Source organism: Candidatus Polarisedimenticolia bacterium, assembly GCA_036001465.1.
GTDB lineage: Bacteria > Acidobacteriota > Polarisedimenticolia > Gp22-AA2 > Gp22-AA2 > Gp22-AA3.
Window position 1 is genome coordinate 1 of record DASYUH010000074.1, and the last position, 13724, is coordinate 13724.

Here is a 13724-nt window from a genome sequence, read left to right on the forward strand (position 1 = left end):
GTGGTGGTCCGGCAGTCCCTGCGTCCAGGCGAACCCGGCGCTGGTCGTGGCCAGCGCCTTGAAACCGAGGTTGACCAGGAGCCGCGCGCTGCCGAGATCCCAGGGATTCGGGATGACGAAGCAGCCCGACTCGTGCAGACCATGGAACAGGCGGCAGGCTTCGGAGACCTGGGGCATCAGGTCGTGTCCGGATACTCGAGGGCGTCGCACATCGTCCCCTCGCGAAGCGCTAGGTGCGGGGAGTCGCCTCGCAACCTGAGGTGCCGATCCTGTTGCACGAGTACCCGACGCCCGGCACGCACCGTATCCTCCTCCGGTCATGATAACCCCAGTGACGCTCGGGGCGCGCCTACCGGGGCGCGTAGCGATCGTGCTTCGGCCGGCCGGGGTCGAGCAGGTCCCAGGGCTGTGCGCTGGTCACGAAGATATCGTGCTGCGCGCGGAACCAGCTCGGATCGTCCAGGCTCGAGGCGGTGACCTCGACCCAGGGCGTTCCCTTCGCGGACTGCCCTCCGGTGACCCGCGAGCCGCAGTCTCCGCAGAAGCCCCGCTTGTGCTGGCCTGTCATCTCGCTAGGTGTGAAGTGATAGCGGAGCGCGCCGCGAGTCAGCCTGAATGCCTCCGCCGGCACGACCACGACGGGGATGTACGGCCCGCCGGTGACCTTCTGGCACTCGCGGCAATGGCAGTTGAACATCACGATGGGCGCGGCGGAGCATTCGTAGCGGATGGCTCCGCACTCGCACCCGCCGGTGAATCGATTCGGCGTCATTGGCAGCTTCCTCCAGCGTCAGAGATTGTCTCCAATCCGTGCGGAACACGTCCATGCTATCAGGCCCGAATGGGAAAACCATCCGCACGAGCGGGACCTGTGAATCAGGCGTTCGAGTCCCAGGAACCGCGACGACCTGGGCGCCCGATCCTGAAGCAAAGACTGGCTTCGCATACGGTCGTGAATCGAGTAGCCTCATGCAAGGATGCACACCACCAGCGAACCCTGGATCGCCAGGTTCTCCGAGCTCGACAAGCGGGACCTCGCCAGGGTCGGAGGCAAGGGCGCCAGCCTGGCCGAGCTGACGCAGGCCGGCTTCCCGGTCCTGGGAGGCTTCTGCGTCACGACGGAGGCCTTTCGAGCGTTCCTGGATGGCGCGGGCGACACGACGGCGCTCTTCTCCCGCCTCGCCGCCCTGAACCCCGAGGACACCGAAGCGGTGCGCCGGCTCGGGGAGGAGGTCCGCTCCCGCCTTGGACAGGCGCCCATCCCGACCGACATAGCGCACGCGGTCGAGGCCGCCTGGAGGGACGCCGGGGCCGAGCACTCCTACGCCGTCCGCTCGAGCGCGACGGCGGAGGATCTCCCGGGCGCCTCCTTCGCCGGCCAGCAGGACACCTACCTCAACGTCCGGGGCCGGGAGGCCCTGCTGGACAAGGTGCGCGACTGCTGGGTCTCCCTGTTCACCGATCGCGCCATCACCTACCGCGCCAAGAACGGCTTCGATCATCGCCGGGTCTTCCTGAGCGTCGTCGTGCAGAGGATGGTGTCGCCCGAGGTCTCGGGGATCCTGTTCACCGCCGACCCGATCGACGGCAGGCGGCACATCGTCTCGATCGACGCCGGCTTCGGCCTGGGCGAGGCGCTCGTCTCCGGGCTGGTCTCCGCCGATCTCTTCAAGGTCGACAAACGCACCAACGAAGTCACAGACAAGAAAATCGCGCGAAAGACCGTGGCCATCCGCCCCCTGCCCGGCGGCGGCACACGACAGGAGGCGCTCCCGCCGGAGCGACAGACGGCACCCTCCCTGACGGACGAGGCGGCCAGAGACCTCGCGCGGCTCGGCGCCAGGATCGAGGAGCACTACGGAAGACCCCAGGACATCGAGTGGTGCATCGAGGCCGGCAAGGTCTACATCGTCCAGAGCCGCCCGATCACGACCCTCTTTCCAATGCCCGAGCCAAGGCCCTCCGAACAGGAGCTCAGGGTCTACATCTCGTTCGGCCACGCCCAGGTGATGACCGACGCCCTCCTGCCCTACGCCCGCTCCATCTGGAGGCGCCTCTTCCCATTCGGCCGCGACGAGACCGGGAACAGCCGGGCGCTGCTCGGCGCCGGAGGGCGGCTCTACATCGACCCGAGCGATCTCCTGCGGGTGAGCCCATTCGGGAAGGTGCTCCCCGTGGTCCTGACCGCGGTCGACACGCTCATGGCCGAGGCCGTCAGGGAGGTCGTCCGGCGCCCGGAGTTCGGCTACGGCACGGCCTCGAGGCTGACCGCCCTCAAGGGGGTGCTGCCTGTTGTCGGGCCGCTCCTGGCCAGGGCCATGTGGCATCTGTGGCTCTCCTCGCCGGAGGGAAGCACCGGTCGGGCCCGGGCCTATATCGATGCGACCATCGAGACGGATCGCTCGGAGCTCGAGGCGGCCGCCCCGGGGGCCCGGCGCTACGAGGTCGCCGGCTCGCAGAGCAGCGGAATCTTCCTCAAGATCTTCCCCAGGATCGTCCCGATCCTGTTGTCCGCCGTCCTGGCGCAGGTGATCTTGAAGCGGCTCCTGCGAGGGAGAGGGGTCGATCGAGAGCTGACAGCCTTCGCGCAGGGGCTGGACGGCAACGTCACCACGGAAATGGATCTGGAGCTGGGGGACCTCGCCGACATGGCCCGCGGGTACCCCGAGGTGGAGTCTCATCTCAGAAGATCCGACGCCCGCGGAGCGCTCGAGAGCGTGCGCACGCTTGCGGGCGGGGAGGCGTTCTATCAGGCGATGCAGGGCTTCCTGCGCAAGTACGGGATGCGCGCCGGCTCCGAGATCGACATCACGCGTCCGCGCTGGAGCGAGCATCCCACTCCGCTGGTGCAGATGCTGGTCGGCAACCTCTCACGCGAGGAGCGCGGCACCCACCGCGCCCACCACGCCAGGCTGAAACAGCAGGGCCTCGAGGCCTCGCAGCGGCTGATCCGGGCGGCCGGCGCCCTGCAGCGGCCGCTGGTGCGCCGGCTCATCCGGGTGTGCCGCAACAACCTCGCTATCCGAGAGCACCCGAAGTTCATGCTGATCCAGTCGCTCGGCATGATCAGGAGCGTGACCCTCGAGTGCGCCGGGATTCTGGTGCAGCAGGGCCGCCTCGCCGCCAGGGAGGATGTCTTTTTCCTGACGGTCGAGGAGCTGCAGGGCGCCCTGCGCGGCGAGGGGCCGGCGCTCGAGGAGATCGTCGCAGTCCGCAGGGAAGAGCACCAGCGCGATCGGAAGCTCACTCCGCCCCGCGTCCTGACCAGCGAGGGGGAGATCGTCACCAAGAGGCACAGCCAGCAGAACCTGCCGCAGAACGCGCTCGCCGGGAGCGCGGCGTCCCCCGGTATCGTCGAGGGGAAGGCCAAAGTCGTGCTCGACCCGTCGACCGCCGTCCTGAACGCCGGCGAGATCCTCGTGGCGCCCTACACCGATCCGGGCTGGACTCCCCTCTTCATCAACGCCAGGGGGCTGGTGATGGAGGTCGGCGGCCTGATGACGCACGGCTCCGTGGTCGCCCGCGAGTACGGGATCCCCGCGGTCGTCTGCGTCGTCGACGCGACCAAGAGGATTCGGACAGGCCAGCAGATCCGCGTGAACGGAGACGAGGGGTTCGTCGAGATCATGCGCTAGCCGCGGGGAGTGAGAAGGCCGGCTCTGGCGAGCCGGCCTTCTCCATTGCGAGGGACGCGGCGTCAGAGCTTCTTGGCGGTCTTCACGCCGCTGATGATCCTCGACTGCGTCGCGACGTTGTCGGCATGGTCGGTCGCGATCACCTCGATCGTGTAGTCATGGGCGTTCTTCGATTGCGGCTCGAACACGAAGCTCCAGACGTCCCCGACGTGGGAGACGCTGGCTCCGGGCACGGGGACGCCGTCGACCTTGAACACCACGGTCGCCACGCCGGAGAGGTTGTCGGTGACGTTCGCCGCGAAGGTGGCCCAGCCGACGACCGTCGTGATCAGGACCGGATCGGCCTTGAGCACACCGTTCACGGTCTTGGTGTTTACGGTGGGCTGGGTGATGGTGATCACCGGCGGTGTCGTATCGACCAGCCAGGTGAACGAGGCGGCTGAGGCGTCCAGGACGCGGTCGCGGTCGAGAGCCCGGACCTGGAACGTATGGTTCCCCTCGGACAGCCCCGTGTAGGTCTTGGGGCTGCCGCAGCTCGTTAAGGCTCCGCCGTCGAGCTTGCACTCGAACGTCGCGAACGGGTTGTTGGATGCGAACTCGAAGGTCGCCGACGTCTGGTTCGTCGGGTCGTCGGGCGTGGCGGTGATCGAGGTGCTCGGCCGGGCGCGCCAGAGAGCGGCGAACAGCGCCGAGCCGGCGCCGTCGTCGTAGCCGCTGGTGTACCGGGTGAACAGGCCAGCTCCGGTGTTGGCCTCCCAGTCGGCCTGGTACTCTTCGGCTGTCTTGCCGTGGACGGCCGCAGAGGCACCGCCGATCGGGTCGACCCAGATACCGGTGATGTAGGGCCCCGCGCCCGTGTTGAACCCGTGCACGTAGGTGAGGAGCCGTCCGGCGGCGACGTTGTCGTCGAAGGTGTCCTGGTAGTCCGCGGCCGGGACCGACTGCACCGTCCAGCCGGTGACGTTGACCTGCTCGAAGAGCCCCGTCCAGTAGAGGCTCCCGCCCACCTCGACCGTGGACACGTTCACCGGCACGTAGCCGGCATCCTTCAGCTCATCGACCTGGACGCCGTACGCGCCGTCGTCGAGCCCGTGAAAGGCCGCGGACGGGTGGCCCGGCCGCTTCTCGAAGATGGCGGCGTAGCGGACGTTCCCCCCGTCGAGGTACGAATCGATCTGGTGCAGCCGGTAGCCGTCGCCGGTGAGTTCGTCGAAGAGGGTCTGGTACTCGTCCCCCGTCAGCCCGTGGCGCGCCACCCAGGGCGCGTCGGCCGGATGGAAGGTCGCGTTGAAGAAGGTCTGGCCGCCCACGTCGTAGCCGTCGACGAACTTGGGGGCATAGCCGCGGAAGACGATGGCGTTGAACACGTCCTGGTAGCACTCGGCGGCAATGCCGTGGCGGCTCACCTCGGCGAAGCCGGCCTCCGGTGGATCGAACCCGCACGGATTGGGGAGGAGGAGCGTCTTCCTGTGCAGCGTCATCCCCTGCAGGGCCTGCAGCGCCGGCGAGTCGCCGAGATTGCTGACGGCGGTGTCGTCGGCGAGGGCGCGGACGTTGATGAACTGCATCGGCGCGCCGGAGATCGTGTTCGAGGCCTGTCCTTCGACCTGGAAGTGGATGTGCGGCGCGGTGGAGCGGCCCGTGTTCCCCACCCGCCCGAGGAACTGGCCGGCCACGACGGGGATGCTCAGGCCCGTCTGATTGTCATCGTCGGGCCACAGTCCGGGCCCCGGGCTGCTCGGCGTAGGGCAGAGCGCTTCGGGAATGGTGCCGTTCTGCATGTGGCCGATCGAGACGAGGTCGTCACCGTACTGGATGAACAGGCTGTTCCCGAATCCAAAGTGGAAATCGACCTCGTCGAACCCCTTGGGCGACTCGTCCGGCTCGCCCCGGTAACAGGCCACCACGACACCGTCCCCCATCGCGTACAGCGGCTTGTCCCAGACGCGAAAGTCGGTGTTCTCGTCATAGGTGCCGTCGAACGACTCGCTCCAGGCGGAGCCGTCCCAGGCGACGACCCCCATGTCGAGGGCGTAGCGCTGCGAGCCCGTGGACGGATTGATCAAGCCGCCCAGCCCGCCGCCGGAATCGACCGAATGACGCGTCCCCCAGTACCACAGCTCGCCGGAATCCAGGTCCTCCGCCTTGGCCGGGAAGAAGTGGGCCTTCAGCGGCACGGCGTTCTCGTAGAACGCCAGGTTGAACGTGAGCGTCAGCGGATCCCCGTCGTTGTTGAACTCGAAGTCGATCTCGACCGTGGCCGGCAGGGGCGTCGGGAGGTCCACGTCGAGTCCATGGTGGATGGCCACGCGCTGCTTCGCGCCCGGCATCAGAATCCAGTTGACCGTCGTGTCCGGGTCGTCGTCCTCGTCGACATCGGTATCGATGAACTGCTTGGGCGTGTTCGACATCTCGGGAATGCCCGAGCCCGGATAGCGGAACGTCACGTCCGTCACCTCGGCGTTCCCCCCGGAAAAGTTGTCGAAGAAGACGTCCGCCTTCAGCTGGAATGTCGGCGGGTCGAGCGGATTGTTGGCGGCCGTCCGGGCCACGTACAACGTGTTCCCGTTGGACGGCGTGATGGAATTGAAGCTGATGCCGGTCGGCGTGGCCGACGCGCGCTGGGCGACCAGCGTCGTCGCCGCCAGGGCGGCCAGGACGAAACTTCGGAACGGTCCACGTCCAGACATGAATGTCCCCCCCTTTGTGTGTGCACCGTGAGGCGCGGCTTGGATCCGAGCAGCGCCGACCCTGCGCTGCAAGCGTCGTGCCGTCGCCTGTTTTCGGAGGAATTCGGCCAAAACGCGCGCCGGACTGGGGTGGCGCGGTCCATGAGAACTATCCGATCCTGTGGTCGCGCTATCCGATCGGATAGACTGCGGCGCCGTCCTTCAGCCTTGCGGCGCCGCGCACCGTGATTCCCTTCCCCCGCTGGGCCCGGAACAGGCGGCCCGCACGCAGCGGAGTTCCGGCAGAAACTTGTACCCGCCGGCTGCCCACCGCCGTATATAGTCGCATACAAGAAGACGATCCCGGAGGAACCTACCATGGTGAAAAATCCCTTGCCGCCTGGCCTGGGAGGCCGCCGGCGCGCCGCAGAACTTTTCGTTCTTCTGGCCTGCCTGGGGATGAGCCTGCCCTCGGCCGGGCTGATTGCAACTGGTCCGCTCTACCCCCAGACCTGGTTCCCGACCGACTCCGATGCCCGCGTGTTCATGGGGCGGTTCGACGCCGACGCCGCCCTCGACCTGGTGACGAGTGCCAGCGGCGCCATCCTGGTCCGGCGGAACGATGGGCGCGCCCGGTTCTCGCGCCTGCTTTTCGGGGCGAACGTCGGGCCGGAGGTCTACGCCGCCGCGGTCGGCGATTTCACCGGTGACGGGCTTCATGATGTGCTCGTCGCGGACAGCGACGTCGGCCTCCCGGGGAGCCTCGCCGTCCTCCCGGGGCATGGCGACGGGACGCTTGGCGCGGCCATCGGCGCGACGCCCTACACCGGCTACGCCGACTTCGTGGTCGGCGATCTGAACGCCGACGCAAAGGACGACCTCGTTTCGGTCAACCGGGCGACTTTCGACGGAATCATCATTTTTCTGAGCCGCGGCGACGGCAATTTCTCGATCGCGGCGATCTCCATCGGTGGCTTTCCCAGCGACCTCGCAGTCGGTGACTTCAACGGCGACGGCACGCTCGACCTTTCGGCGCGTCTCAGCAACATCGGCAGCACGACGCCCGTGGTCGTTCTCCTGAACTCCGGGGACGGAGCAACCTTCGTCCAGGAGCATGTCGCCGTTCCGGGGCAGAATGTCGACGTGGCGGTGGGGGATCTCAACGGCGATGGCCGCTCGGACCTGGCGGCGACCATCTCCAACCCGGCGCGTCTCCTCGTCTATCTCGGACAGCCCGACGGCTCTTTCGCGCCCGGCGGCGGAGCCGGTCCGGAGGCGGGCCTCGTCAGCCCCATCCTTCCCGCCGTCGCAACTCTTGGGGGCGCTGGCGGCGACGACGTCGTGCTGCACGACGGTTTCGACCTCGTGACGCTCCTCAACAACGGCGACGGGACGTTTCGCCCGGTGAGAAGGAGGCTGGGACTTTACGGGAAGAAGACGTTCGCGGACCTCGATGGCGACGGACGGACCGACATGATCATGGGAGCGATCCTGTTCCTGGGCAACGGCGACGGGACGTTCGCGCAGTGGATCGTCTCGCCGGCCGAGAATTGCGTCAACGCCCTCGCGGCGGCCGACTTCGATGGCGACGGCCGGCTCGACGCGGCGTCGTCCTGGTCGTGCGTCTCCGAGCCTCCGGCTTCTTTCCGGACCGGTGGAGTGCAGATCCACATCGGGAGAGGAGACGGATCGTTCGACTCTCCCCGCCCGGCCGTTTCTCTGGGGGATGGGGACGCGAACGCCCTTGCGACCGGCGATTTCGACGGAGACGGGCGGCCCGACCTGGCGGTCGTGAATTTCCTGAAGAACAACCTTACCGTCGCGCTGAACACGGGGCTCGCATCGTTCGGGAGCCCGGTGACCTACACGACCGGCGCGGGGCCGCGCGCGGTCGTGGCCGGAGATCTCAACCGGGACGGGCTCGATGATCTGGCGGTGGCGGACGCGACCGGATCGACGGTCTCGGTCCTGCTGAGCCTGGGCGGCGCATTGGCCGCGGCGGTCGATTATCCGGTCGGTGAAGGTCCGAGCGCCCTCGCGATCGGCGACTTCGATGGAGACGGTCATGCCGACCTGGCCACCGCGGACCCCGGGTCCGACACGGTTTCGGTCCTGGCAGGACGGGGAGATGGGGCCTTCGTGGCGGCGGTCTCCCGGCCGGCCCCGGGGATCCCCCGGGCCATCGCGGCCGGCGATCTGGATCGCGACGGGCGTGACGACATTGCGGTCGTCAACGGGGGCATCGACGAGCTGAGGATCTTCCTGTCCGACGGCGATATCGTCTTCCGGCCCCGGACCCTGACAGAGCATTTCTCCGTGGCGATCGCGGATGTCGAGGCCGACGGAGCGCCGGACGTCATCGCCGACGGCTGGGTCCTGCCGGGAGACGCCCGGGGCGGGTTCCGTCCGCCGGTCGATTACTACCTCTTTGGCGGGCTCGTGGTCGGGCAGTTCGACGGCGCGTCGGGCCTCGATCTCCTCAGCCTCGCGTCCCCCGGCCTCGTGGTCCTGCCGAACCAGATGCAGGAGGCGGACAAGGACGACGACGGCATCCTCGATGCGATCGACAACTGTCCGTCCCTCTACAACCCGGACCAGGCGGACGGCGACCTCGACGCCATCGGCGATCTCTGCGACAACTGTCCGGCGGGCTACAACCCGGCGCAGATCGATCGGGACAACAACGGCACCGGCGACGTGTGCGATCCGGAGCTTCCCTTCGTCACCGGACTGACGGTCTCTTCCAACACTCCGTTCGGCAAGGGATCCGGGACCCTCCGATGGAGCACGAACTGGGAGGTCAACCTCCTCGGCTTCAACGCCGTCGTCTACGACCAGCATGGACAGCGCACCCAGATGAACCTCGTGCTGATACCTTGCGAAGAGTGCGCCACGGAGCTCGGGACGTCCTACACGTTCTTGATCCCGAAGCTCAAAGGCGGCCGGAACATCTTCCTGGAGGCGGTCTTCCGCGACGCGCCGATCGTCACGCTGGGCCCCGCCACGCGGGAGTAAGCTCTGGGGGCCCGCCACAAGGCTTCAGGTGGTCAGCCGAACGCCGGAAGGTCGCCGGGCGGGCATTCGAGGGGCTCATGATCGCGGCGGTACAGGCGCGCCATGAGCGGCCCGCACAAGCGAACGCGGCGGGGAGCGTCGGCGGCGTCCGCCGCCACCTCCAGCCAGGAGCCCTCCCGCAGCGCGACCACCGGTCTGCGGTTCTCCTCCAGGAACTCGCGGAGGCGGGCCTCGCGCGTCTCCCCCATGTGCCGCGAGGCCGGGTCGGGGTCGAGGTAGTGGCAGTTCACCTGGAACGGCACCAGGCCGAGCGCCTCGAACGACGCGGGCTGGACGATCGGCATGTCGTTGGTCGTGCGGATGGTGGGGCCGGCGACGACCGTCCCGGCGCTCGACCCCAGGTACGGGGCGCCGGCGAGCACCCGCGAACGAATGAGCGCGATGAAATCCGATCGCTGCAGGCGGTCCAGGAGCCTGAAGGTGTTCCCGCCCCCCACGAAGATCCCCTCCGACTTCTCCAGAACGTCGCGCCCGTGCCCCCCCTCCATCACCCGGTGGACGTCGAGACCCAGCGCCCCGAAGCGCAGCCGCACGCGTTCGTGGTAACCCTCCTGGTCGGCGAGGGCGAAGGGGACGAAGGCAATGCGTCGCGCGCCCTGGAACAGCTCGGTAATCGCCCGGGCGGCGTGGTCGAGATACCCGCAGCCGAAGTTGATCGAGTTGCTGAGCAGAACGAGGCGCACGCGTCACTATACATCTCGATCCTCGCTTCGATCCTGGTCATGCTCCTGATGGGCGCTGTGTGAGTTAAGAAGCTCGACGCTGGACGCCTATTCGACACCGGGGGTGGAGTCGAGACCTACTTCTCGCGCCCCAGGTCGCGACTTTGCACAAACCGCCACCCGAAACGCCCCTTGATGCACAGATGACCGCTCGTGACCTCGTGGTCGAGCGGGGACGTCACTTTCACGATCGAGTTGTCCTGGACGCGCAGCTGGAGCGTGCAACCGACGCCGCAATAGGGGCAGATGGTGTCGGTCTGGGTCTGCCTGGACTCGTCCCAGGTGCCGGCGCGGCGCATGTCGTGTTCGGACTTGAACATCAGCGCGCCGGTCGGGCAGACGCCGATGCAGTTGCCGCAGTAGACGCAGGCGGAGTCGGTGAGAGGACGGGCGGACTCGGTCGAGATGCGGGCGTCGAAGCCGCGGCCGGCGACGGCGATGGCGAAGGTGTTCTGGGCGTCCTTGCCGCAGGCCTCGACGCACTTGTAGCAGAGGATGCACTTCGAGTAGTCGCGGACGTACAGATCGTTGTCGACCTTGACCGACTGGGCGACGGTGGCGGCGGAACCGTTGCCGGGAGCGGCGTGGTGGCCGGGGTGGGCGTGATCGCGCGCCCCCTCGGGCGCCGGGCCGGCCCTGGGGCCGAAGCGCTCGGGGCGCGCCTCGTAGCGCTTCATGTGGCCCTTGATCTCGTTCGAGACGAGCGACATGTCGACGGACGACGCCAGGAGCTCTAGAACGAGTTTGCGGCTGAGGCGCACGCGCTCGGAGTCGGTCTTCACGACCATCTTCGGCTCGACGGGGCGCGAGCAGGCGGGGACGAGGACGCGCGACCCCTCCACCTCGACGACGCAGATGCGGCAGACGTTGACGGGCGTCAGGTTCTCGAGGTAGCACAGCGTCGGCGTGTCGATCTTCTGCGCGCGGCAGGCCTGGAGGATCGTCGTCCCTTCGGGGACGCGCACGGGCGTGCCGTCGATGGTCAGGTCGACCTCCCGGCGCGGCGCGCCAGCGCGCGGGCGATCGCTCACGCTCTCCCCTTCCCGTTGCCGCCGAACACGCCGAGCTTCTTGATGGCCGATTGGACGACGCTCGCGGCGGTCTGGCCCAATCCACAGATGGAGGCGTCGCGCATCGCCTGGGCGACCTCGTCGATGAGGGCGGACTCGGCGGCGGCCGAGCCGCCGAGCGGGTGGCCGCTGGCCAGGCGGTGCAGGGCCTCCTCCTGGCGCACGGTGCCGACGCGGCACGGGACGCACTGGCCGCACGACTCGTCACGGAAGAAGGCGGCGATGCGCAGGACGATATCCTGAAGCCCGACGGTGTCGTCGAACAGCATCACGACGCCCGAGCCGAGGGTGGCGCCGATGGCGCGCGTCCCCTCGAAGGTGAGCGGGACCTCGATCTCGGCGGGGGTGACGAAGACGCCGGCGGCGCCGCCGAGCAGCACGGCCTGGAGCCGGCTGCCGCCGCGCACGCCTCCCGCCAGGTCGATGAGCTCCTTCAGCGTCGTCCCGAACGGGACCTCGTAGAGACCGGGGCGCGCGGCGTGGCCTGAGACGCAGAACAGCTTCGGGCCGGTGGACTGGCCGGAGCCGATGGCTGCGAACGCCGGGCCCCCGTCGAGGACGATGTCGAGGACGTTGACCAGGGTCTCGACGTTGTTGATGGCGGTCGGCTTGCCGAACAGGCCGACCTGGACCGGGAACGGCGGCTTGTTGCGCGGCTCGCCGCGGTGCCCCTCGATCGAGTTGAACAGCGCCGTCTCCTCGCCGCAGATGTAGGCGCCGGCGCCGCGGCGGATCTCGATGTCGAAGCGCAGCCCCTCACCGAGGATGTCGTCCCCGAGGAAGCCGCGGTTGCGGGCCTTCTCGACGGCGCTCTGCAGGCGCTCGATCGCCAGCGGGTACTCGCCGCGTATGTAGATGTAGCCGCGCTCGCAGGCTGTGGCGTGCGCCGCGATGGTCATCGCCTCGACGAGCGCGAACGGGTCCTCCTCCATCAGGAGGCGATCCTTGAAGGTGCCGGGCTCCGACTCGTCGGCGTTGCAGACCAGGTAGTGCGGGCGCACCGGCTGGCGGGCCACCGCCTCCCACTTGCGCCCGGTCGGGAAGGCGGCGCCGCCGCGGCCGACCAGCTTCGAGTCGAGGACTTCGCGGATGATCCCCTCGGGGCCCAGGGCGACGGCCCGGCGCAGCGCGGCGTAGCCGCCGTGGGCGCGATAATCGTCGAGGCTTTCCGGGTCGGCCACGCCGACGCGTCGCAGCAGGCGCAGGCCCGTGGCGCGCGGGGCCAGCGTCTGGGGCGCCGGGACGACGCTGGCGCGGGCGGCGGCGCCGCTCGCGCGCCCGGACGTTTTCCTCTTCAGCGGGCCGGCCTCGATGCCGGTCATCACGGTCGCGAGCGCCGCCGGGGCCAGCGACCAGTCGCCGCGCCCCTCCCCCGCCGCCTGGAACATCACCGCGGGGGCGCGCTCGCACTGGCCGAGGCAGGGGCTCTTCAGCCACATCGCGGGGGCCCCCTTCTTCGCCTCGCCGGCCGGCCCGAGTTTCTTCTCGAGGTCGCGGCAGAGGTCCAGCGCACCGCTGATGCGGCAGGCGATGTCGTCGCAGACGTGCACGACCGTCTTCGGGCGGGGCTCGAGCGCCAGCATGGCGTAGAACGTGGCGACGCCGTACGCCTCGGCAGGGGGGACGGTCAGGCGACGGCAGATGTAGTTGAGGGAGCCCTCGGTGATGAAGCCGATGCGCCCCTGCACGCCGTGCAGCGCCGGCAGCAGGAGGTCGCGACGGCGCGCGGCCTCGAGGCCGCCGTGCGCCACCTGTCCGTCGGCGCCCGCGCGGCGCGGCCCACCGTCCCAGCCGGACCGGGGCGGGCCCAGGACGGCGTCGACGGCCAGGCGCTCCTCGGGCGTCGGGACGGCGCCGGGGATGAGGTGGAGGTCCATCGGCGCAGATTATCGCCGGACCGCGGCCCGTGTCCAGCCCGGGTTCCCGTCGGGCCCGTTCACCGGCAGCCGATCGGCGGCCGAGTCAGCTCTCCGACCTGGTCATCTCGATGAGCGTCGCGACGGTGCGCCAGTTGCGGGCGGTCGCGGGGACGCCGAGCAGCCGCTCGGCACGCGCCGCCAGCTTCGACTTTCCGAACCCGTCGGGCGTGTGAAGGTAGAAGTACCTCCCCTTCAGGGCGAACCGCTCCGTCGTCCGCAGGCGGTCGAGCCCGGCCGTATCCGGCTTGTCAGGCGGCGCCGCGAGGAAGAAGACGTGGACGCTCCTATGATTCGCGGCCGCTTCCGGGAAGGGGTTGCCGGCCGCCGCCTTCTCGAGGTCGTCACGCGTGAGCGCCAGGACGTGCGGCGCGAAGCCGTGACTCCGTTCCACGGCTTTCGACAGGCGACGCTCCACGCTTCGTGGATCGGATGGCGGGCTCTGGAAGACGACGTTACCGCTCTGGATGTAGGTCCGGACCTCCCGGCAGCCGCTCTTCTCCAGCAGCGTCTTCAGCGATTTCATGGGCAGCGGATTGTTCCCCAGGACGTTGATGCCCCGGAACAGCGCGATCCACGTCGTCACCGGTCCCGTGCGAGAGCGAGGCGGACGACGGCCTGGCCCTTTTGTCACGGG

The 13724-nt window shown here is 68.8% G+C and carries 9 protein-coding genes; 2 read left to right on the forward strand and 7 right to left on the reverse strand.

Annotated features, from left to right (window positions below; all coding sequences use genetic code 11):
- Both VGV60_14000 and VGV60_14005 read right to left on the reverse strand, forming a co-directional pair.
- Positions 1–177 (reverse strand): isocitrate lyase/phosphoenolpyruvate mutase family protein (locus VGV60_14000; GenBank protein ID HEV8702382.1); only part of this gene is annotated, 177 nt, incomplete at its 3' end.
- 172 nt (positions 178–349) lie between these two features.
- Positions 350–772 (reverse strand): GFA family protein, encoded by a 423-nt coding sequence (locus VGV60_14005; protein HEV8702383.1) that lies wholly within the window; start codon positions 770–772, stop codon positions 350–352.
- A gap of 205 nt (positions 773–977) precedes the next feature.
- Between VGV60_14005 and VGV60_14010 the strand changes: the two genes are divergently transcribed.
- Positions 978–3635 (forward strand): phosphoenolpyruvate synthase, encoded by a 2658-nt coding sequence (locus VGV60_14010; protein HEV8702384.1) that lies wholly within the window; start codon positions 978–980, stop codon positions 3633–3635.
- A gap of 62 nt (positions 3636–3697) precedes the next feature.
- Here the strand turns inward: VGV60_14010 and VGV60_14015 are convergent, their stop codons facing one another.
- A complete protein-coding gene (locus tag VGV60_14015; GenBank protein ID HEV8702385.1) occupies positions 3698–6325 on the reverse strand; it encodes a hypothetical protein in 2628 nt (875 codons plus the stop codon).
- Positions 6326–6682: 357 nt separating this feature from the next.
- Here VGV60_14015 and VGV60_14020 point away from each other — a divergent pair, with 357 nt between their 5' ends.
- Complete coding sequence (locus VGV60_14020) at positions 6683–9319, forward strand: VCBS repeat-containing protein (protein ID HEV8702386.1); 2637 nt, start codon at positions 6683–6685, stop codon at positions 9317–9319.
- Between the two features lie 32 nt (positions 9320–9351).
- Here the strand turns inward: VGV60_14020 and pepE are convergent, their stop codons facing one another.
- From pepE to VGV60_14040, 4 genes are all read right to left on the reverse strand, one after another.
- On the reverse strand, positions 9352–10062 hold the full coding sequence (gene pepE / locus VGV60_14025) for a dipeptidase PepE (protein ID HEV8702387.1): 711 nt from the start codon (positions 10060–10062) through the stop codon (positions 9352–9354).
- A 116-nt stretch (positions 10063–10178) separates the two neighbouring features.
- The gene (locus VGV60_14030) at positions 10179–11132 is read right to left on the reverse strand and encodes a 2Fe-2S iron-sulfur cluster-binding protein (GenBank protein ID HEV8702388.1); all 954 of its coding nucleotides are present in this window, start codon (positions 11130–11132) and stop codon (positions 10179–10181) included.
- A complete protein-coding gene (locus VGV60_14035) occupies positions 11129–13048 on the reverse strand; it encodes an NAD(P)H-dependent oxidoreductase subunit E (GenBank protein HEV8702389.1) in 1920 nt (639 codons plus the stop codon). The genes VGV60_14030 and VGV60_14035 overlap by 4 nt, the downstream gene beginning before the upstream one ends.
- A gap of 85 nt (positions 13049–13133) precedes the next feature.
- Positions 13134–13673, reverse strand: coding sequence for a DUF1697 domain-containing protein (locus tag VGV60_14040; GenBank protein HEV8702390.1), 540 nt, complete (start codon positions 13671–13673; stop codon positions 13134–13136).
- Positions 13674–13724: the final 51 nt, after the last annotated feature.